The sequence below is a fragment of the Burkholderia sp. SIMBA_051 genome (genome assembly GCF_046534915.1).
GTDB lineage: Bacteria > Pseudomonadota > Gammaproteobacteria > Burkholderiales > Burkholderiaceae > Burkholderia > Burkholderia ambifaria.
In genome coordinates this window covers 1-228 of record NZ_JAWRXS010001024.1, presented here as the reverse complement: position 1 = coordinate 228, position 228 = coordinate 1, and the positions used below count along the sequence as shown (strand labels likewise).

The following is a 228-nucleotide window of genomic DNA, read 5'->3' as shown; positions in this document are numbered from 1 at the left end:
GGCGATGAAGAACGAATCGGGTCCGGTGGTCGAGCCGACGACCGAAACCTTCAAAGCTGCCGCGGCCGGTGCAGACTGGAAGAAATCGTTCTATCAGATTCTGACGAACGAGCCTGGCAAGAATGCGTGGCCGGTGGTCGGCGCGACGTTCGTGCTGTTGCATACGGTACAGGATAAGCCGGAGCAGGCGAAGGAAACGCTCAAGTTCTTCGACTGGTCATTCAGGAA

At 57.5% G+C, this 228-nt stretch carries 1 pseudogene; it reads left to right on the top strand.

Features of this window, described 5'->3' with window-relative positions:
• Positions 1 to 228 (top strand): annotated as a pseudogene (locus tag SB771_RS37585) (phosphate ABC transporter substrate-binding protein PstS); the annotation flags it as partial.